Here is a 20,444-nt window from a genome sequence, read left to right on the forward strand (position 1 = left end):
CAAATCCTCACTACATATCTAATATTTTTCAGGAGGTATAGGTTCAAATGGCAAAAGGCGGCCAGCCAATTATCATAGTAGATCCGAGAAAAGAGCAGACAAAGGGAAGAGATGCACTGGGCATGAACATTGCTGCTGCAAAAGCTGTGGCCAGCATTGTTAAGAGCACGCTCGGGCCGAGGGGAATGGACAAGATGCTCGTGAACCCCTTAGGGGACGTTACCATCACGAACGATGGGGCTACAATCCTTCACGATATGTCCATTGAACACCCTACCGCCAAGATGGTGGTGGAGGTCGCCCAGTCCCTGGAAAGCTCCGCAGGCGACGGAACTACCAGCTCAGTCGTGTTCACAGGAGCCCTGCTGGAAAAGGCAGAGGACCTTATTGAAAAGGGAGTCCACCCCACAACCGTTGTCAAAGGTTACAGGTTCGCAGCCGAAAAGGCCGTCGAGATCCTTGAAGACCTTGCGGTCCCCGTGGGTGTTGAGGACCGGGAGCTGCTGGTAAAGGTTGCCGAAACCTCTGTCACGGGAAAGGCTTCCGAAAAGTACAGGCGCCTGGTTGCGGAACTCTCCGTGAATGCTGTCCTTGCAGTCCGTGAGAGAGGAAAGGTGGACCTTAAGCACGTCATCATCTCAAAAGATATCGGGGGCAGGATTGATGACACCGAGTTCGTGGAAGGCATTGTTATCGACAAGGTATCTCTGGAAAGAAACTTCCCTTCCAGAATTGAAAACCCGAGGATAGCTATCATCGATGCCCCCATGGAGACAGGCAAGACTGCAACTAAAGCAAAATTGCAGATCAACACCGTCAGCGAAATTGAGAAGTTCGTGAAGGAAGAAGAAGCAGCCCTTTTTGAGATTGCGGACTATGTGATCAGGGCAGGGGCAAATGCCGTATTCTGCTCCAAGGGCATGGACGACAAGATTGCCGACTACCTCCAGAGCCGGGGAATTTACGCCACCCGCAGGGTGAAGGCCGAAGACCTCCAGCGCATTGTCGAAGCCACTGGCGGCAGGCCTGTCAGGAACATCAAGGAACTCACGCAAAAAGAACTCGGAAATGCCGGGCTCCTTGAACAGGACCGCGACGGCGACCAGGGCAAGACCTACCTCCGGGACTGCAAGGGGGCAAAATCCGTATCCATTGTCATCCGCGGCGGGACCGAGCATGTGGTGGACAACGTGGAACGTGCCCTTGACGATGCTCTCAAGGTCGTGAAATGTGTGGTGGAAGACGGCAAGATTGTTGCCGGCGGCGGGGCCACTGAGATCGAAGTTGCACTCGGCCTCCGCTCTTTTGCTTCAAGCATAGGCGGGCGAGAACAGATGGCTATAGGGGCTTTTGCCGAAGCCATTGAAGAAGTCCCGAGGACCATTGCCAGGAATGCAGGCCTGGACACCATTGACTCCATCCTGAACCTCCGGGCAAAGCATGCCGAGGACAAAAACGCAGGGCTCAATATACTCACCGGCGCTGCTGAGGACATGTTCGGGAAAGGCGTAGTTGACCCCCTCAGGGTAAAGGTCAACACCATCAAGGCAGGTTCCGAAGCTGCGGTAATGGTGCTCCGCGTGGACGACGTCCTCCGGGCCCAGCGCAGGGATATCCAGGATGTCAAGCCCGAGCACATGGCAAGTACCTACGATGGCATGTCAGCTCCCCTGCTCAACACGCGCAGGTAAGGGCCTGAGCCGTTTGTATTCAAAATAATATATCCTCTATAAAAACGGCTAATACACAGACAATGGAAGGACAAAACTGCAGGTCCCATTCTGCAGTTTCCTTTCTTTACGGGTCAATAGCCCGGATAATCTATAACCCGGATAATCTATAACCCGGATAATCTATAACCCGGATAATCTATAACCCGGATAATCTATAACCCTGATAATCTATAACCCGGATAATCTATAACCCTGATAATCTATAACCCGGATAATCTATAACCCTGATATGTCAATAAACTATTATTTTATATGCGGATGGGACCTTTTCCTTTCTCTTTAAGGCATATTTTGCTCGTTTTTTAAGTCCTCCTTGAGAGTAAATGCTCTTTATTGTTTCCTATGCTCCTGCTTTTACTCAACTTTAGCTGCTCATTTTACGATTGGACTATTATTTCATGATTGCATTATGGGTTTTATGATTGGACTACAAATTTAGTACGGAACGTATAATTAAACCGGATTAATTATATGTAATTCAAAAAAAATTCTACATAATATCTGGATACTTAAAGGTATTTTTTACCCGATTTTAGGATATGGAAATGGGATTCATTGATATTGAAAGTTAGAAAAAGACCGGATGTTTAAGACCGGATGTTTAATACTCATCAGCTTCTTTCATCTGTGAATTTTGACATATGTTATATATAAAAAATATGGACCTTATTTAAATGGTGGCGCTAGATGTACTGCAGTAAGTGCGGATCAAAAATGGACTTGGATGATTATTTCTGCTCCAGCTGTGGGTCTGAAAGAAAATCCGAAACTGAACCGGGCAATTTTGAATCGAAGGGCTTTGCCTCTACTAAAGTCAGGTCCGCGGAAAACGAAAATTATCATTCAAAGAAAAATAATAAGTCAGTCTCTCAATTCCTTTTGAAGAGCATATGGGTCATAGCTTTAATCTGCCTGGGTGGATGCGTATTAACTGAGTACTCAACTCTTGCCCTGGACTCGGATGGATACTCTGTATTAAATGGTCCCTATGCGCAGGGCTTGATTCAAACGGAGCAGAATGTCCGGACCTGTGAACAGGTCGCAGGTGAGTATTACGAGAGTCATACCTATGAAAATGATGACGTTTATGACTGCGATAATATGGCCCAGGATGTCTGGAACATGTTGAAGAAAAAAGGCATCAACGCAAGAATAGCCATCGGAAATCTTGATTTTGATAATTCCGGTAAAATAGGGGCCGATAATTCCTTGCACAAGAACCGGGAATCCGGGAGTCCCGGGGAAATAGAAGCTAATTTTGATGTGTGTGAAAGGTCAAACCTGTTAAATTCCGGGACAATTGACAGTTTCAATCATGCCTGGGTCCTGGCTGAAGTTTCTCCCGGGTCCTGGTTAGCTCTTGAATGTACAGGTGGATACGTAGTCTACAGCGAAGATAATGAAAATTACTACCAGGGGCTGACGTTTAGCAACCCCAGGAACTACAGGAGTTTTCTGGAACTCTATGAGGACCGGAAAGCCCGGGCTCAGGAATATGAGGCCCAGAGGCTGTACTATAACGAACTTGTGGAAAAATACAATGATGCCAGTTATTCCGAGCAGCTGGTTATGAAAAGCGGGATTGAGGTCGCTAAAAATGCCCTCCTGGAAAAAGAGAAGGCTTTCCTGAAAACAGATGCCGAATTGAATGCTTTAATTAAGTATGGATGATTTGATTCGATTTAAGTCTGGATTGATTTAAGTCTGGATTGATTTAAGTCTGGATTGATTTAAGTCTGGATTGATTTAAGTCTGGATTGATTTAAGTCTGGATTATTTGACTCAATTGCCGGCTGGGGGCTTATATCTCTCCGTAAAAGCGCCTGTAGTCCTCAACGGCCTTTTTTGCCTGCCCGGGAAATTCTTTTTTCAGGTGTTCGATGAACTCGTCCCTGGTCTCCATTTCTTTGAGGACTTCAAGCATCCTGGCAGCAAACTCTCTTGATTCTGCCCTGCCCTTCTCGATTTCAAAGGAGAGGCAGAGGGCTTCTTTAGGGAAATATTTCCTCCTGATATGGGGGGACACCGAGCCGAGCAGCACGCCGGCTTCAAGAACGCTGTAGGCGGGGACTCCTGCCCTGTTGATCCTGTCCTTACCTGCGAGTTTTTCGAAATTCTCCGCGGCGTAAGAGTGGAGTTCTATGTAGATCTCGGGCTTCAGTTCTTCTACAGCCCTGAGAACCTCTTTTCCCAACCCCGGATAGTACCGGGGGTCAAGGGTTGAGATGTACTCTCCCCTGCTTACAAGAGGGATAAGCACAAGGGTGCCTGTTTTAGGAGGGCGGATTTTTTCCAGGATCCCTGTGGTGTCCTTCCACTCTTCCCCATGCAGGCCCGCAGCAAAAAGGCGCACAGGCCTCCCGCTGCCGTATACCTTAATTCCGGCCTCAGTACCGGTTTCTGAGTTAGAATCAGTCCAGGGGAGGATTTTGCTTCTTCCTGAAAATTCGTCTTTGTCGGGAAGGGTTTTGTCTCTTCCTGAAAATTCGTCTTTGTCGGGAAGGAAATCTCCTTTCCCGGAAAGGAAGCCTCCTGTTCCATCAGTTTTCATCGGGTTCCGGACCTGCTGGCTCTTTTTCCTCACTCCCGGTTTTTCTTGCAAGCACATAGATCTCCTGTTTTTCCGAGTTTATGACCTGCTGGATCTCAAGCCCGATGCTCTCGATTTTGCTGAGGATGGGCTTCGGGTTTTTCTTTTTGGGTGTTTTTATGACCTGAAGCAGTTTTCCGTTCTCTTTCAGGAGGGGAAGCACCCTTTCAAGGGCTTTTATGGAATCTGCGGGTTCAAGGGTCATATCGGAGAGGATAACGTCTACGGGCTCTTCCGAAAGCTCATTCAGGGGCACGGTGAAGACATCCCCGAACATCACCTCGACATTTTCTCTTTCATACGCTATTTTTCCGAGCTCGCTCCTGAAGTCCCGGCTGAACTCGACTCCCTTTATATGGCCTGCGATCTCCGAAGCAAAGAGTATAAACCCTCCGGCACTGGACCCCAGGTCAAGGACCCTGTCCCCGGGATGAAGAATCCCGCTTTCTTCCTGGATTTTCTGGAGTTTGAAGTAGCCCTGGGGCATGTCCAGTCCTTCGGCAACGTCTATTTCGTCTTCAGTAGACACGTCCCTGGAGACTTTCGTTACCACCGTGCCGTTAACTTTTATGCTGCCGGCAAGGATGGCTGACTTTGCGCGTCCCCGGGACTTGAAATGGCCCATCTCTACAAGATATGCGTCCAGTCTCATGGGGCAATGTATCGGCAGAGCCTGTATATATAGGTAGCAAGTGGTATCTCTGCCGGGTGGCTGCAGGGGATCGAAAAAACCGGAGGTGTTGCAGGTGGCGGGTGTGTTGAGGCAGTGGAGGTAGGAGTAAAGTTATTTTTGAAATTTCAGTTCAATTACAGAATTTATATAGTAATATTCCAGATTTCGAAATTAATTAAAACTCTTTTATTAATTGGGAAGAAATAGATATATTTTTAAATAACCATTCCATTTTATCCCCTAATTCAGGCATTCATCAAATCCGTCTTTTTAGGCCCTTTCATGGCATTTAAAGGAAGCAAGTAGCTTTGGTGTACATTGTCAGGAAGGTAGATTAACCTGAACAGGAATGCGCCACGTTGCTAATCAATTCTTATGTCTGTAATGTAACAGGGTAAAAATAATTTAAATTAAAATTTGAATAAAAATGTAAAGTAACAATTATATAATTAAAGTTTAAGGCACGGATCTCTTTATGCAAATCCGATTAAAGGGGTGTATCTCAAAATGCTCAAAAAGTTCACGTCATTATTTCCTCTCTGGGCGTTGCTGTTATCGGCAGTAGCATACATGCGCCCTGAATATTTTGCCCCCCACAAAAGCCTTATAGTGCCCTTTTTGAGCCTGATCATGCTGGGGATGGGGATAACTCTCTCAGTGGACAACTTCCTTGCAGTATTGAAGAGACCGTCTGTGGTCCTGCTGGGCACTTTCATGCAGTATACCCTCATGCCCCTGGCTGCCTGGCTGGTCTGCCTGGCACTAAACCTGCCTGAAGACCTGATGGCGGGTGTGATTCTGCTGGGCTGTTGCCCCGGAGGTACGGCTTCCAATGTCATCTGCTACCTTGCGAAAGGAGACGTTGCCCTCTCCATTGTGCTAACATCAGTCTCCACTCTGATCGCTTTCCTTGCGACTCCCTTCCTGACATGGCTCTTTATAGGGCAGACCGTGGATGTGGACGTATTCGGCATGCTTGTAAGCGTCGTGAAAATCGTGATAGTGCCCGTAGTCTTCGGGCTTACCCTCAACTATTTCTTTGAGGAGCGGATCAGCAAGGTAAGGGATGTATTTCCGGCAATCTCAGCCCTTGCCATTGTTATCATAATCGCGGTGATTATAGGTACAAACAGCGCTAACCTTGAGCAGATGGGGCCGCTCGTCCTGCTTGCCGTGGTCCTGCATAACGGGTTGGGCCTTGCAGGCGGCTACGGGGTTGCAAAAGCCTTCAAACTCAGTGAGAAGGAGGCAAGGACCCTGGCAATTGAGGTCGGGATGCAGAATTCCGGCCTGAGTGTTGCCCTCGCGATAAAACACTTCACTGCTGCGGCAGCTCTTCCGGGTGCGATCTTCAGCATCTGGCACAACCTGTCCGGAGCTTTCCTTGCGGGACACTGGTCAAAAGACAGTGTATCTGATCTCGATAAAAGTGAGAGACCCCAAATAAGCGGGCATACGCAGTAAAGAATTGGGGTGAAACCGAACCCGGTTTCACAAAAAAGAGAGAACAAAGGTTGGGAATCAAGGGAAAAATCCAGGAGAAGCCACAAAACTTTATCCCTGGTTTTTTCCCCCTTCTACTTTTCCATTTTACTTCTTCATTCTACTTTCCCATTTTACTTTTTCATTCTACTTTCCCATTTTACTTTTTCATTCTACTTTTCAATTCCACCTTTCAATTCCATTTTACTTTTTCATTCTACTTTTCAATTCCACCTTTCAATTCCACCTTTCAATTCCATTTTACTTTTTCATTCTACTTTTCAATTCCACCTTTCAATTCACCTTTCAATTCCAGATAATTGGTCGTCCACCGTTAAGCGACAGGTTCAGGTAGGATCGGCCCGAACTCGCTTTCAAAATCGTTCTTTTTGAATATTTATTTGAGGATTAAAGGAGCGTTCCGGGTTTCGGGTGAAGCTAAACTGTTAAAAAGTGAAAGTATTCGGTTGAACCATTCAAAAGCAGAGATTAGAAGAGTCCGGTAATTCATTATGGAGCGGTCAGTTCTGTCAGAAAGTAAATGAGAAGCTGTGATTAATACTTTCAGTCCGCTATATAACTTTATTAATAAAAAGTCTACGTTTTGCTATATGATTTGAAAGAACAAAACATTTGATTATTTTGCTATATAATTTAAAAGGATCAAACATTTGATTACCGGAAAAGAACCAGTTCAGTTAATGAGTCAGGGTATAAGTACAAATAGTCAGGATAGTCAATTCAACGAACAAGAGATGTCACTGAAAAGAGATCAGGAATATCAGTACTACTTATTTATAAGTACTTATTTATAATAATACAGGAAATTATCTTCCTGAGTATGTGAACTGAAATTACCTGATAAGTAGATAGAACTTCTTTAAAAATGAATTTGCCTGGCAATTGATCAGTTTGCTTCGATTCATTTTACCAATTCATTGAATTCATTAAATTCATTAGATTCATTAATTATTTCTGTTACCTTCAAGTTTTTAAGGCATGTATTAAATGATCCAGTTGAAAAAAGAGAAAAACCCGAGAGAAGGAAAATGAAAAATATCATCATCAAAGGAGCGCGGGAACACAACCTGAAAGACATTACCGTGGAGCTCCCGCGGGACAGGTTCATTGTTATTACAGGTGTATCGGGCTCAGGGAAGTCCACCCTGGCCTTTGATACGATCTATGCCGAGGGGCAGCGGCGCTATGTTGAGTCCCTTTCAGCTTATGCGCGGCAGTTCCTGGGACTAATGAACAAGCCGGACGTGGACAGCATCGAGGGGCTGTCTCCGGCAATTTCCATTGAACAGAAGACCACATCCAAAAACCCCCGGAGTACGGTGGGCACGGTTACCGAAATCTACGACTACCTTAGGCTGCTCTTTGCGCGGGTCGGGACTCCCTACTGCCCGGTCCACAACATCAAAATTGAGTCACAGTCTCCGGAAAGGATTGCAGACAGCATCACGCGGGAATGCAGGGGGATGGTAACCGTCCTTGCCCCTATCGTCCGCCAGAAGAAGGGGACATACCAGCAGCTTTTCAGGGACCTGAACAGTGAAGGTTTTACGCGGGTCCGGGTCAACGGGGAGGTCCACAGGACTGACGACGAAATTGCCCTTGACCGCTACAAGAAACATGACATCGAAGTTGTCATCGACCGCCTGGACCCGGCCGAAGACCGCTCAAGGCTCGTGGAAGCCTGCGAAAACGCCCTCCAGAAAGCTGAGGGGCTCCTCATTGCCGTGGATGAGGAAGGCAAAGACCACCTCTACTCTTCAAACATGGCCTGCCCTGTCTGCGGCATGGCTTTTGAGGAACTCCAGCCCAGGATGTTTTCCTTCAACAGCCCCTTCGGGGCCTGCGAGGCCTGCAACGGGCTCGGGATCAAGATGGAATTCGACCCGGGGCTCATCATACCCGACAGGAGCTTATGCCTTGCCGACGGGGCAGTGGCGCTCTACAGGAATTACCTGGACGGCTACCGGAGCCAGTACCTGGGGGCCGTGGCAAAACATTTCGGGTTTGACATCTTCACTCCCATGGATAAACTGACGGACGAGCAGTACACCGCCCTCATGTACGGGTCAAACGAGCGCATCCAGTTTTCCATGAGCATGAAAAACGGGGACGCCCACTGGTCTCACAAAGGCACCTGGGAAGGGCTCCTCCCCCAGGCCGAGCGGCTTTATCACCAGACCAAGTCCGAATACCGCCGAAAGGAACTCGAAAAATTCATGCAGGTCCGCCCCTGCCCGAAATGTGAAGGCAGGCGCCTGAAAGAAAAGGTGCTGGCCGTAAAGCTCGGGGATAAGTCCATTGTGGACGCAACCGACCTTTCCATTGCCGACTGTATTGAGTTCTTCGAAGCCCTGAAACTCTCCGAAAAAGAACAGGAGATCGCAAAGCAGGTCTTAAAGGAAATCCGTTCCCGCCTGGGTTTCCTGGAACATGTGGGCCTGGGCTACCTGACCCTTTCCCGGAGTGCCGGGACCCTTTCGGGAGGAGAAGCCCAGCGCATCCGGCTGGCCACGCAGATCGGCTCAAACCTCATGGGTGTGCTCTACGTGCTTGACGAGCCCTCGATCGGGCTGCACCAGCGGGACAACGAACGGCTCATCAAAACCCTCCAGACCCTGAGAGACCTTGGAAACACCCTTATCGTGGTGGAGCACGACGAAGACACCATAAGGGCTGCAGACCATGTGCTTGACATCGGTCCTGGGGCAGGCATCCACGGGGGTTATGTGGTGGCCGAAGGGACCCCACAGGAAATCGAAATGAACCCCGAGTCCCTGACCGGCCAGTACCTCTCAGGGTCCAGGCAGATCAAGCCCCCTGCATTAAGGAGGCAGAGTGATGCTTTCATCCGGCTCAAGGGCTGTCGGGCAAACAACCTGAAAAACGTGGACGTCAGCATCCCCATAGGGGTTTTCACCGTTATTACGGGAGTTTCGGGCTCGGGAAAGTCCACTCTGATCTATGATACCCTTTACAAAGCCCTGATGAAGAAGATCAACAAATCCAGTGTAACTCCCGGGGACTACGACGAGCTTATCTTTGATTCCGAAATCGACAAGGTTATCGTTATCGACCAGAGCCCCATCGGCAGGACCCCCCGCTCGAACCCTGCCACTTACACCAAGGTCTTTGATGCCATCAGGCAGGCTTTTGCCGAAACGAAGGAAGCCAAAATCCGGGGTTACAAAGGCGGACGCTTCTCCTTCAACGTGAAGGGAGGGCGCTGTGAAGCCTGCCAGGGCGACGGCCTGATTAAAATCGAGATGAACTTCCTGCCCGACGTGTACATCGAGTGCGAGGAGTGTAAGGGCACCCGCTACAACCGGGAGACCCTGGAAGTCAAGTACAGGGGCAAGTCCATTTCCGAAGCCCTGGACATGACCGTGGAAGAGGCAAGGGAACACTTCCAGAACATCCCGGCAATCAAGAACAAGCTGGATACCCTGTCAAGGGTGGGGTTGGGCTACATCAAGCTCGGGCAGAGTTCCACGACCCTCTCAGGAGGGGAAGCCCAGAGGATCAAACTGACCCGGGAGCTCTCAAAGAAGGGCACGGGAAAGACCATCTACCTCCTGGATGAGCCCACAACCGGGCTGCACTTCCACGACGTGAAGAAACTGATCTCGGTTTTGAACGACCTTGTGGCAAAAGGGAATACCGTGGTCGTAATCGAGCACAACCTGGACGTTATCAAGTCTGCAGACCATATAATCGACCTGGGCCCCGAAGGAGGAAATGCAGGAGGAGAGATAGTTGCCGCCGGGACCCCCGAAGAGATCGCAAGGGTCCCGGAAAGCCATACCGGCCGCTTCCTTGCCCCCAGGGTTTCCGGGGAAGGGGTCTCTTACCTCAGCATTTCAGGGGCCAGGCCGGTTGAGGCGGTTTTTGAAGAAGGGGAAACCTTCGGGGACGATTCGGAGGAATTCGAAGAGGGTTCGGACGAAGAGTTTGCAGAGAACCCGGATGAAGAATTTGATGAGGACGCCGATGAATTCGGGGACGGAGACGGGGAAGCCTTTGAAGAGGAGGCTCTCTGATAAATCAGGTTGCTAAGAACGTAAAAGAGTTCGATAGTAAGATAGGTTCCCAATCTAAAATATAGATTTCCAATCTAAAAGATAGATTTCCAATCTAAAATATAGGTTTTCCATACAAGTGAGGTTTTCAAAACATGATTGACCTGGAATCCCTCCCGCACCTTCCGGGCTGCTACCTTTTCAGGGATGAGGAAGGGATCGTGCTTTATGTGGGCAAGGCAAAAGACCTGAAAAAAAGGGTAAGCAGCTATTTCCAGAAACGGAACCATGACCCGAAAACCGCAAGCCTGGTCCAGGCTGCCAGGGGGCTTGACTTCATTGTCACGAATACCGAGGTGGAGGCCCTCCTGCTTGAAAATACCCTGATCAAGAAGCACTGGCCGAGGTACAACATCTCCCTTAAGGACTCCAAACGCTATGCCTGCATCCACATAACCGAAGAGAAGTTTCCCCGGATCCGGCTTGCCAGAAAGAAGACCGAAGGTGGAAACTTTTTCGGGCCCTTCGTTTCCGCCAGGGAGAGGGATTACATCTATGAAGTGGTCCGGAAGACCTTCCAGCTCCGGACCTGTAAAAATATGCCGAAGCGTGCCTGCCTCCGCTATCACATTACGGCGTGCAGCGGGCCCTGCATAGGAAATATTTCCGAAGAGGAATACGGGGAGAAGGTTAAAAGGGCCGTTTCGGTCCTGAAGGGGAACATAAGGGAACTCATTGAGTCCCTGGAAAAGGACATGCGGGAACTGGCTGCAAAACAGCAGTTCGAGCAGGCTATGGAACTCCGGGACGAAATTGCAGCTCTCGAAAACCTGCAGGAAAAGCAGAACGTCGAACGGCAGAAGAAGCACGACGAGGACATCCTGAACTACATAGTAAGGGACGACACTGTCTACCTCATGCTTTTCAAGGTCTACAAGGGCACCCTGGAAGACAAGCAGGACTACGTCTTTGCCTTCGGGGAGGCCTTCCTGGAAGAGTTTCTCGTGCAGTACTACTCCGAAAACGAGCCCCCTGAGGAACTGATCCTGCCCGAGCCCCTGGATGCTTCCCTGGAAGAATTCCTGGCCCACGTTAAGGGCAAGAAGGTAAAGGTCACGGTCCCGAAACAGGGGGAGAAAAAAGAACTCCTTGACCTTGCCGGCAAAAACGTGGAAATCGGGTTTTTCGGGGACCGGAAAAAGCTCGAAGCCCTCCAGCAAAAGCTATCCCTCCCGAAGCTTCCGAACGTTATCGAGTGTTTCGACATCTCCCACCTCTCGGGCACCTCCACGGTGGGCTCCATGGTGCAGTTCCGGGGGGGCAGGCCTGACAAGCACAACTACCGCCGTTTCAAGATCCAGAGTGTGGAAGGGATCGACGACTTTGCCTCAATCGCCGAGGTCGTGCACAGGCGTTATTCCCGCCTGCTTGAGGACGGACATGAACTACCTGATCTTATCATTATCGACGGGGGGAAGGGGCAGCTTTCCGCAGCCTTCCATGAACTCCGGAAGCTGAATCTCAGGGTCCCTATCATTTCCATTGCCAAGCGGGAAGAGGAAATCTACGTGCCCGGACTCAAAGCCCCCCTACCCATCAAAAAAGATGAAAAGGCCTCGCTCTTCGTCCAGGAAATTCGGGATGAGGCCCACAGGTTTGCAATCACATACAACCGCCTGCTCCGGCAGAAGTCGCTGCTAACATAAATTTTCAAAATTATAACAGGTCCAGTTGCCATGAAATCCTCAAGCCAGCCGTCTGAGACATTACCCAAAGTAGCTTCCGAAAAAGCTACTGAGACATCATCTGTGCCAGAGTCTGAAGCAGCTTCCGAAACAGCTACCGAGACAGCTACTGAGACAGCTACTGAGACAGCTTCCGAAACACCATCCGATCCATCATCCGAAACAGCTTCCGGTAAAGTACCCGAAACCTTTTCCGGTGCCAGGTACCGGGAAAGCTCACAGTTCAACCTGATTTCCGAATTCGAGCCCAGGGGCTCCCAGCCGCAGGCAATCGAGAAACTTGTGGAAGGGTTAAAGAAAGGGGAACAGTTCCAGACCCTGCTCGGGGTTACCGGTTCAGGGAAGACCTATACTGTTGCAAACGTCATAAACCAGGTCAGGAAACCGACTCTGGTTATAGCCCACAACAAGACCCTGGCGGCCCAGCTCTACAACGAGTTCAGGGATTTCTTCCCGGAAAACCGGGTGGAGTACTTTGTATCTTACTACGATTACTACCAGCCGGAGTCTTACATCCCTGCCAGGGACCAGTACATCGAAAAAGACGCCCAGATCAACCCCAAGATCGAGCAGATGCGCCTTGCAGCCACAGCTTCCCTGATGTCCCGGGAAGACGTGATCGTGGTAGCTTCCGTGTCCTGCATCTACGGCCTGGGCAACCCGGAAAACTTCCAGAAGATGGGGTTTGAGCTGAAGGTGGGAGACCGGGTCGCAAGAAAAGAGATCCTTGAGAAACTGGTAGATATCCTCTTCGAGCGCAATGACCTGGAACTCATGCCCGGGCGCTTCAGGGTAAAAGGGGATACCATTGACATTATCCCCGGGTATTTTGACAGCATCATAAGGGTCGAGCTTTTCGGGGATGAGGTGGACCGGATCTCGGAAGTGGACAAGCAGACCGGGCAGAGGAAAGAGGACATGGACTACTTCTTCGTCTACCCTGCCAGGCATTACGTTATCCCGGAAGAGGAACAGAAAAGCGCCATCCGTTTCATTCTCGAAGAGCTTGAAGAACATCTCCCCACCCTCGGGCTCCTGGAGTCCCACAGGCTGAAGCAGCGCACGCTCTACGACATGGAAATGATCGGGGAGACCGGGAGCTGCAAGGGCATTGAGAACTACTCCCGGCACTTCGACCACCGGAAACCCGGGGAGAAACCCTTCTGCCTCCTGGATTATTTTCCGGCCGATTTCCTCCTGGTAATCGATGAGAGCCACCAGACCCTCCCCCAGCTCCACGGGATGTACAACGGGGACAGGTCCAGGAAAAAGAGCCTTGTAGACTACGGTTTCAGGCTTCCGAGTGCCTATGACAACCGGCCCCTGAGGTTTGAGGAGTTTGAGGGGTATATGAAAAATACGATTTTCGTTTCGGCAACCCCCGGGGACTACGAACGGGAGCACTCCGCGCAGGTCGTGGAACAGATCATCCGTCCCACGGGTCTCGTGGACCCCGAAGTCGAGGTGCGTCCGCTGGAAGGCCAGGTCAAAGACGTTATGCTGGAGATCCGGAAAATAGTCGACCGGGGCGACCGTGCCCTCGTGACTACCCTGACCAAGAAGCTTGCCGAAGAACTGACCGAGTACCTTGCCAGAAACGAAATCAAAGCCCGCTACCTGCACTCGGACATCAAGACCATCGAGAGGACCGAAATCATCCGGGAACTCCGCCTGGGCAAGTTCGACGTCCTTGTCGGGATCAACCTGCTCAGGGAAGGCCTGGACATCCCCGAAGTAGGCTTCATCGGCATCCTGGATGCAGACAAGGAAGGTTTCCTCCGGGACTCAAAGAGCCTGATCCAGATCATAGGCCGCGCAGCCAGAAACGCCAGTTCGAAAGTGGTCCTCTATGCCGACAACATGACCGACTCCATAAAGAGAGCCGTAAACGAGACCGAACGCCGCCGCACCATGCAGATCGCCTACAACAAGGAGCACGGCATTGTCCCGAAGACCATCAGAAAACCCATCAAGGAAAAAGTCGTGGACATCACCGACACCAAACACATCCCGAAGACCGACATCCCCAACGTCATCATCGAGCTCGAAGCCGAGATGAAAGAAGCTGCCGACAGGCTGGACTTCGAAGAAGCGATCCGGGTCCGGGAACTTATAAAGAAGCTGGAAAAAGAGATAAAAGTAGCATGAAGGTAAAAAAGCCTAAATAAATGAAATTTTTCTTCAGTTTCTCATTTTTTTATAGCGGTTTTCTTTCTAGTGTCCTGCCTTATAATATTCTTATTTATTAGACTTTTCATTTTAAAAATTTACTTTGTGAGATTTTCCTAGAATATGTTCTTCATGAAGTCCAGACTTTTCTAAGTTTGATCAAAATTTCAGGTCAAAAAATATTTTTTTTCTACTTTTATTTTTTTTGGAATTATATCTATCTCCTTATATCAATAAAATCGTAATTATTTCTATATGTTTATTTTTATTTAGATGCCATTTGACGCTGATTGTTCTTATATTTGTGTCATATACTGTTTAAATTATATTTAACTAAATAAGTTTATCTAATTATGAATCGATATAAAAACATTCAATTAGTTTTTCTAAAGGAGGTTTGGTGAGTGAAGTTAAAATACTTTGTTGGAATTTTTGCACTCTTGCTACTTATGGTTGGCACAGCAAGTGCAGAAGAAACTGTTAATCTGGATTATTCTAACACTATAGGAGCTCCCAATGCGGTAGATGTTTTTGCAGAATATGATGGTACTCAAATAACTTTCTGGGTGGAACCGAATACTGCTTATGGTGCAACTTCAGCAAGAATCGATAAAATAGGACTTAATATTCCTATTGATTGCGTGCAACAGATAGATATAACTGACAAACATGGTGAGACTGTTACTGTATATAATGTTCTCGATAATCTTCCAGAATATTGGACAATAAGTGGTACCAACCAAAACGTGGACGATGTTGGGAGTTATGAATCTTATTTTGCGTCTTCGGGATCAACTGCAATTAGTGTAGTAGTTACTTTGAATTCAGATTGCGACAGTGAATCTCTTATTGATACTAATGATGACGGTTTCGAAGTAGCGGCTCATGTTGCTTGGGAAGGGATTCTTGTATCAGGAGAAAGTAGTGCTTTTTTCGCGGGTCCGTATGATATCCCTAACGGAGAGATCCCGGAATTCCCTTCAATAGCCCTACCTGTTGCGTCAATAATGGGGATAATGCTTATCTCGGGGAGAAGAAGAAAGGAATGAGTGAGTAGTTTTAATTTCTAACGTAGTGCCCTTTTCATCAGAGTAAGGGCTTTACCCTTTTTTCATTTCCTTTCAGGAATTCTTTTCTTTTCCGCTATTTTTTTGGTTTTGGTTGTTTGTGAGAAGAGTCAGGCTTTAGGATTTCTGGCTTACCGTATTTTTCCCTCCCAGAAACATCTCTGCATAACTTGCCGATTTTCCGGTATCTGCAGGATATGTGAAGGTCAGCCCTTTCAGGCCCAGAATACAAGTTAGGGGCTTTGCCTTTTCGAAGTCCATTTTTCCTTCTTCATCGAAGAAACGCTCATCCACTTCCAAGTTTACGACTTTTCCTATAATTAGGGAGAACTTTTCCCTGAGTATTTCCTCCACGAGGGTACATTCTGCCCAGGCAAGGCAGCCTTCAATTCCTGGAGCTTTGATTTCTCTGGAGGGGCGGGGTTTTAATCCTGCCACTTTGAATTCCTCCACTTCCGGCGGATAGTTCCTGGAGCACACCACGACAGCTTCCATCATGTCGACAGGTGAGATATTGATTACGAACTCCCCGGTTTCCCGAATGTTTTCCGGGGTATTGCGCTTGAGCTCGGAAGCAAGCACGACGTCTTCCAGGGTGCGGAGGATAGGGGTTATGTGGACCAGGGTGCTGCATTTCGGATTCCTTCCTTTGAGACCGTGGAAAACTCCATGCAGATCGCCTACAACGAAGATCACGGCATAGTCCGAAGACTATTAAAAAACCCATCAAGTAAAAAGTCATGGACATCGCCGACACCAAACACATCGCCAAGACCGACATCCCCAACGTCATCATCGAGCTTGAAGTCGAGATGAAAGAAGCTGCCGACAGGCTGGACTTCGAAGAAGCGATCCGGGTCCGGGAACTTATAAAGAAGCTGGAAAAAGAGATAAAAGTGGCATGAAAAGTTTCCCGGGACTTTTCTCTTTACTTCTTTTTCGGTATTGTTTCATAAAGCAAACATCACCCTTATGGTCACCATAGAAGCCATCAAAAACTGAGTAGCAGGTTTAGCATAGGTTCATATGTACTGTAAGGATTTCCAGGGTTAAAGGTCAGGTATGATTCATTAATTATTTTTTTAGATATTATTCGTGACGTTTTATATACTTAATCCACAAAGTGTTTTAAGTATTTAAAATTGTAAATATTTTTATTTGCTTCTAATGTTATTGATTCTTTTTTTTCTTTATTAATAACTATAAAAATTATGTTACAATAAATAACTTTATCTTCTTACAGTTTAATATTAAAATTGTTCGCTGAATTTATTTCAGGGGGTTTGATAAAATAAAGGCAATATATGTTATAGGAATTCTGGCGCTTATGCTGGCTACGGTTAGCTCTGCGAGTGCAGAGACTTTTTATTTGACTGAAACAAGCGAAGATGTTAGTGGTATACGTATTGAAGTGGTGTTTAATGGGACGCATATAAGCGTTAGGGATGTCAGCCCAGCTCTCGTTGGTGTACCAAATGTAGATATAAAAGCTATTAGACTTTATCTTGACGATACCAATGTAACTAGTGTGACCGATGATAGCGGTAGTGGTAGTATTAATGTATGGACACATGCACCAAGCTACAAGTCAAATTTTGCTGGGTTTGGAGAGTTCAATACCCTTTGTAATAAAGCTACTGACAGTATAAAATCACGTGGACCTATTGTAATTGCACTGAGCCCTTCATTTAATCAACCTCATCTTCCAGAGAATAGTTTAAAAAATAGTATTGTTGTCCATCTTGGATTTGGTACTGAACTAATAGACGTTGGAGGAGCAGATCAAGATAGTAGTTGGGTTACAGGCAGTGCACAAATCCCGGAATTCTCCTCAATAGCTCTCCCAGTTGCTACAATAATGGGAATAATGTTTTTTATGGGGAGGAGAAGAAAGGAGTGAGTGCTTAATTTTTAATTTTTTGGATCGGGTTATTTTTACAGAATGAAGGGAATGTTTTCCTTTTTCTCAAAAGCTCCTTTTCAGGACTTATTTTCTTTTCCTGCTGTCTCTTTTTCTTCTACTTCTTCTGCTTCGGTTATTTGTGGTTTCAGCTTTTCCCGAGAGATACTTCCATTTACCTCGGAAACCTTCTTTTCAGTCCAAGTGTTGTGGGATACCCCCGCCAGCTTGCCTGGCGGCGCCTTCCCAAGAGAACTATAAAGATATATAAAATATATTTTCCATGTTGTATTTTCTTTATGCTTCTTTTACCGGAAATTTTAGGAAGAGATTCCTGCTTCAGGGTTTCTGGCTTACTGCGTCTTTCTCTCCCAGAAACATTTCGGAATAGCTCGCTGATTTTCCTGCGTCGGCGGGATATGTGAAGGTCAAGCCTTTCGGCCCCAGGGTGCAAGTTAGGGATCTTGCCTTTTCAAAGTCCATTTCGCCCTCCTCATCAAAGAAGCGTTCGTCTGCTTCCATGTTTACGACTTTTCCTATGATGGGGAAGAACTTTTCCTTCAGGACCTCTTCCACAAGGGTACATTCGGCCCAGGCAAGGCAGCTTTCAATGCCGGATGCTTTGATTTGCGAGGAGGGGCGGGGCTTTAGACCGGCCATTTCGAATTCGTCAACTCTTCGGAAGAATATATTGAATCCTGACGAATATATTGAATCCTGACGAATATATTGAATCCGGAAGAACAGACTTACTTTGGAAATCAGGGAACTTGCTGCCAGTTTCAGGGTCGTGGTCCTGGTTCATGGAATAAATAATACCCAAAAAAGATGCTTCCATAAGGTTTTGATTCATGCACTCCGGTTTGAGGATTTTTAATAAGATTCATATATGTGAACCTTTGCAGCATGTTTTCTCTCTTTTTTGTTCCGGATGGGCAGAAGGTAGGGCACAACCGCTGGCAGGAGGGGGAACGTTTAAATAAAGCTATTCATCTTTCGTTAAAGCTAATTTGCTCTGCAGTCGGTCTCGGTTCTTTTATCTTTTTTATATGTTCTTTGTATATTTTTTCCATATTTTATAAAGATCTCTCTTCCTTACGTTTATTGCGGATTATACCTCCATTTATTTATCATATTACCTGAATTCCGCATCCATGAGAGCCTCCTCTGAAATTCATCCCGTTTTCTCCCTTCTCCTCTCCTGAGGAAAGGAATCCACGTACAAAATATGCAAAAACATGTTCAAAAGGCTTTAAATCTCACATTATATATGCGTTTTTAATACTACATATATATATTAAAATAATTAGCTATTTATCTAATAATATCATAAAAAAATATAAACTCTTTATTATGGAGGGTTGCACTCTGGGAAATAAATCAGTATTCTTTATTGGAATTCTTGCACTCATGATTTTCACGGTAAGTGCTGCGAGTGCAGTTACTGAAATTTCTGTGAGGGATTTTAATACAAGTGAACCTTTTCCCCCAAATACTGCAATTGTGGCAAAATTTGATGGGAATAATGTGACCGTTCAAGCGATTCCGATTGATAGGACAGTCGGGTTACCGACAAATTTCGATATCAAGAAAATTTATATCTATATCCCCCTGGATTTATCTGTAAAGGCAGAAAACTCGGATGAAATAAGTGAGGAATGGAAAACCACCAATAAGGATATGCCAAAACTTGGAAATTTCTTTGGTGGATTTACGACAGACGTTTCTACTGGATGGGAAGGGGATGAAAGTATAAAATCTGGTGGACCCATTGTAATCACTCACGCTGTGAATGTAGAGTCCCCCCTTAGGTCCAGCCCCGAAGACTATTCAATTGTTGTCCATATCGGTTGGGGGGATGATTTTAGCGCCTGGGTTGGAGGTGGCCCCAATGACATTGTACATCATGGTGGAGGAAATGGTGGAGAAATCCCGGAATTCCCCTCAATAGCCCTGCCTGTTGCGGCAATAATGGGTATAATGTTCTTTATGGGTAGGAGAGGAAAAACTGAGTGATTAATTTTTGATATTCTGATTTTTTTTGATTTTTTTACAGTTGCTCATTGTGCCTTTTTTCTGAAAAGGGCATTTTCTCCTTTTCCTTAATTATTTCAGGGATTTTCCCTGTTCTCTGTTTCTTCTATTTCCTCTATCTCTTCTACTTCTTCTATTTCCCCTATCTCTTCTGTTCCAGATGTTTCCCGGATATTATCATTTTCACCAGCTTTCAGCCTTTTTTTTGCTGCATTCCGCCTGTATGCAAAAAGCACTACGAGGATGGCCAATAAAGCCAGCAAAAAAATGAGTATCATGTTCAGCATTGGTTCATATGCGCTGTAAGGAATCTCAGGTTCAACTGTCGTCCTCAATCACCCACTAATAAAATGGATCTGGTTTTATTTGTGGCTTTCCATTAAAAAAATAAAGGTGATGGCTAAATAGAAGACATTGATTAAAAAAGAAGGCGTTGATTAAAAGAGGGAATTGATTGAAAAAGAAGGGGCTGATTAAAAAAGAAGATGTTGATTAAAAAGAATGTGCTGATTAAAAAGAGTTGGCTGATTAAAAAAAGACGTTGATTAAAAAAGAAAATCTTGATTAAAAATAACTTTTCTGGTTAAATAAATACTGGTTAAAAAAAAGACATGGGTAGATACACCCTTAATATCCAGCCTGCCTTTCATTTATTCTTTTAGCGGTATTGTATGCATCGTAGAGGTTGTAAATCCAGAACAGCGGATAGAGGATATAGCCTATCAGGACCAGGGTCAAAGCGCCGAAAATCGAGGCAAGGACGATAAAGATAATTCCTTTCATGATCTGCCCGTTGTAGATCTGTCCGAGGCCCGGGATAAAGAAGGAGAGGACTGCGGCAATGCCGGGATTTTTCATAGGTTGAGGCATTTTATACACCTTTGGAGTTTTTCAGGTTTTCAATAAAGCATATTTTTTAATTAAGGGATATTTCTGAACATGAATATAATTTATGAATAACATATATTCTGTTTTTATCCTTAACATCTCTTCGGATACAGTTTTTTGGTCTCA

The 20,444-nt window shown here is 46.5% G+C and carries 16 protein-coding genes and 1 pseudogene; 11 read left to right on the forward strand and 6 right to left on the reverse strand.

What is annotated here, in order from left to right; translation table 11 throughout:
- Positions 1-47: 47 nt before the first annotated feature.
- The 3 genes and pseudogenes from thsA (at position 48) to FTO70_RS13160 (ending at position 3,404) form a co-directional block, all read left to right on the forward strand.
- Positions 48-1,691 carry a thermosome subunit alpha gene (gene thsA, locus FTO70_RS13155; protein WP_255336213.1) on the forward strand — a complete coding sequence of 548 codons (1,644 nt, stop codon included), beginning with the start codon at positions 48-50 and terminating at the stop codon, positions 1,689-1,691.
- A gap of 729 nt (positions 1,692-2,420) precedes the next feature.
- Positions 2,421-2,483, forward strand: a pseudogene (locus FTO70_RS18065) (zinc-ribbon domain-containing protein); the annotation flags it as partial.
- A 129-nt stretch (positions 2,484-2,612) separates the two neighbouring features.
- Positions 2,613-3,404: a hypothetical protein gene (locus FTO70_RS13160; RefSeq protein ID WP_255336214.1), complete on the forward strand. Its 792-nt coding sequence runs from the start codon at positions 2,613-2,615 to the stop codon at positions 3,402-3,404.
- Between the two features lie 130 nt (positions 3,405-3,534).
- Here FTO70_RS13160 and FTO70_RS13165 read toward each other — a convergent pair whose 3' ends face one another.
- The gene (locus FTO70_RS13165) at positions 3,535-4,335 is read right to left on the reverse strand and encodes a DUF2119 domain-containing protein (RefSeq protein WP_369694371.1); all 801 of its coding nucleotides are present in this window, start codon (positions 4,333-4,335) and stop codon (positions 3,535-3,537) included.
- Positions 4,274-4,975, reverse strand: coding sequence for an SAM-dependent methyltransferase (locus tag FTO70_RS13170; protein ID WP_255336215.1), 702 nt, complete (start codon positions 4,973-4,975; stop codon positions 4,274-4,276). Before FTO70_RS13170 ends, FTO70_RS13165 begins: the two co-directional genes overlap by 62 nt.
- Positions 4,976-5,503: 528 nt before the next feature.
- On the opposite strand from FTO70_RS13170, the gene FTO70_RS13175 reads away from it, so the two are divergent.
- The 5 genes from FTO70_RS13175 to FTO70_RS13195 all read left to right on the forward strand — a co-directional run bounded on the left by FTO70_RS13175 (position 5,504) and on the right by FTO70_RS13195 (position 15,478).
- Positions 5,504-6,460: a bile acid:sodium symporter family protein gene (locus FTO70_RS13175; RefSeq protein ID WP_255336216.1), complete on the forward strand. Its 957-nt coding sequence runs from the start codon at positions 5,504-5,506 to the stop codon at positions 6,458-6,460.
- Between the two features lie 1,067 nt (positions 6,461-7,527).
- Entirely contained in the window at positions 7,528-10,536 is a 3,009-nt protein-coding gene (uvrA, locus tag FTO70_RS13180; RefSeq protein ID WP_255336217.1) for an excinuclease ABC subunit UvrA, read from the forward strand.
- Between the two features lie 134 nt (positions 10,537-10,670).
- The gene (gene uvrC, locus FTO70_RS13185; protein WP_255336218.1) at positions 10,671-12,221 is read left to right on the forward strand and encodes an excinuclease ABC subunit UvrC; all 1,551 of its coding nucleotides are present in this window, start codon (positions 10,671-10,673) and stop codon (positions 12,219-12,221) included.
- Between the two features lie 267 nt (positions 12,222-12,488).
- On the forward strand, positions 12,489-14,408 hold the full coding sequence (gene uvrB, locus FTO70_RS13190; protein WP_255336249.1) for an excinuclease ABC subunit UvrB: 1,920 nt from the start codon (positions 12,489-12,491) through the stop codon (positions 14,406-14,408).
- Positions 14,409-14,833: 425 nt separating this feature from the next.
- Entirely contained in the window at positions 14,834-15,478 is a 645-nt protein-coding gene (locus FTO70_RS13195; RefSeq protein ID WP_255336219.1) for a PEF-CTERM sorting domain-containing protein, read from the forward strand.
- Positions 15,479-15,613: 135 nt separating this feature from the next.
- On the opposite strand, the gene FTO70_RS13200 is transcribed toward FTO70_RS13195, so the two are convergent.
- Positions 15,614-16,192 carry a flavin reductase family protein gene (locus FTO70_RS13200; RefSeq protein WP_255336220.1) on the reverse strand — a complete coding sequence of 193 codons (579 nt, stop codon included), beginning with the start codon at positions 16,190-16,192 and terminating at the stop codon, positions 15,614-15,616.
- Positions 16,193-16,236: 44 nt separating this feature from the next.
- Between FTO70_RS13200 and FTO70_RS13205 the strand changes: the two genes are divergently transcribed.
- Together FTO70_RS13205 and FTO70_RS13210 are read left to right on the forward strand one after the other, a co-directional pair.
- Complete coding sequence (locus FTO70_RS13205) at positions 16,237-16,401, forward strand: UvrB/UvrC motif-containing protein (protein ID WP_255336221.1); 165 nt, start codon at positions 16,237-16,239, stop codon at positions 16,399-16,401.
- 422 nt (positions 16,402-16,823) lie between these two features.
- The gene (locus FTO70_RS13210) at positions 16,824-17,396 is read left to right on the forward strand and encodes a PEF-CTERM sorting domain-containing protein (protein ID WP_255336222.1); all 573 of its coding nucleotides are present in this window, start codon (positions 16,824-16,826) and stop codon (positions 17,394-17,396) included.
- A 339-nt stretch (positions 17,397-17,735) separates the two neighbouring features.
- On the opposite strand, the gene FTO70_RS13215 is transcribed toward FTO70_RS13210, so the two are convergent.
- The gene (locus tag FTO70_RS13215; protein ID WP_369694372.1) at positions 17,736-18,056 is read right to left on the reverse strand and encodes a hypothetical protein; all 321 of its coding nucleotides are present in this window, start codon (positions 18,054-18,056) and stop codon (positions 17,736-17,738) included.
- A 693-nt stretch (positions 18,057-18,749) separates the two neighbouring features.
- On the opposite strand from FTO70_RS13215, the gene FTO70_RS13220 reads away from it, so the two are divergent.
- On the forward strand, positions 18,750-19,412 hold the full coding sequence (locus FTO70_RS13220) for a PEF-CTERM sorting domain-containing protein (protein WP_255336223.1): 663 nt from the start codon (positions 18,750-18,752) through the stop codon (positions 19,410-19,412).
- Positions 19,413-19,507: 95 nt separating this feature from the next.
- Here the strand turns inward: FTO70_RS13220 and FTO70_RS13225 are convergent, their stop codons facing one another.
- Entirely contained in the window at positions 19,508-19,666 is a 159-nt protein-coding gene (locus FTO70_RS13225) for a hypothetical protein (protein WP_255336224.1), read from the reverse strand.
- Positions 19,667-20,057: 391 nt separating this feature from the next.
- Positions 20,058-20,300 (reverse strand): DUF5683 domain-containing protein, encoded by a 243-nt coding sequence (locus FTO70_RS13230; RefSeq protein WP_255336225.1) that lies wholly within the window; start codon positions 20,298-20,300, stop codon positions 20,058-20,060.
- Positions 20,301-20,444 lie beyond the last annotated feature (144 nt).

The sequence above is a fragment of the Methanosarcina sp. KYL-1 genome, from assembly GCF_024372725.1.
Classification (GTDB): domain Archaea; phylum Halobacteriota; class Methanosarcinia; order Methanosarcinales; family Methanosarcinaceae; genus Methanosarcina.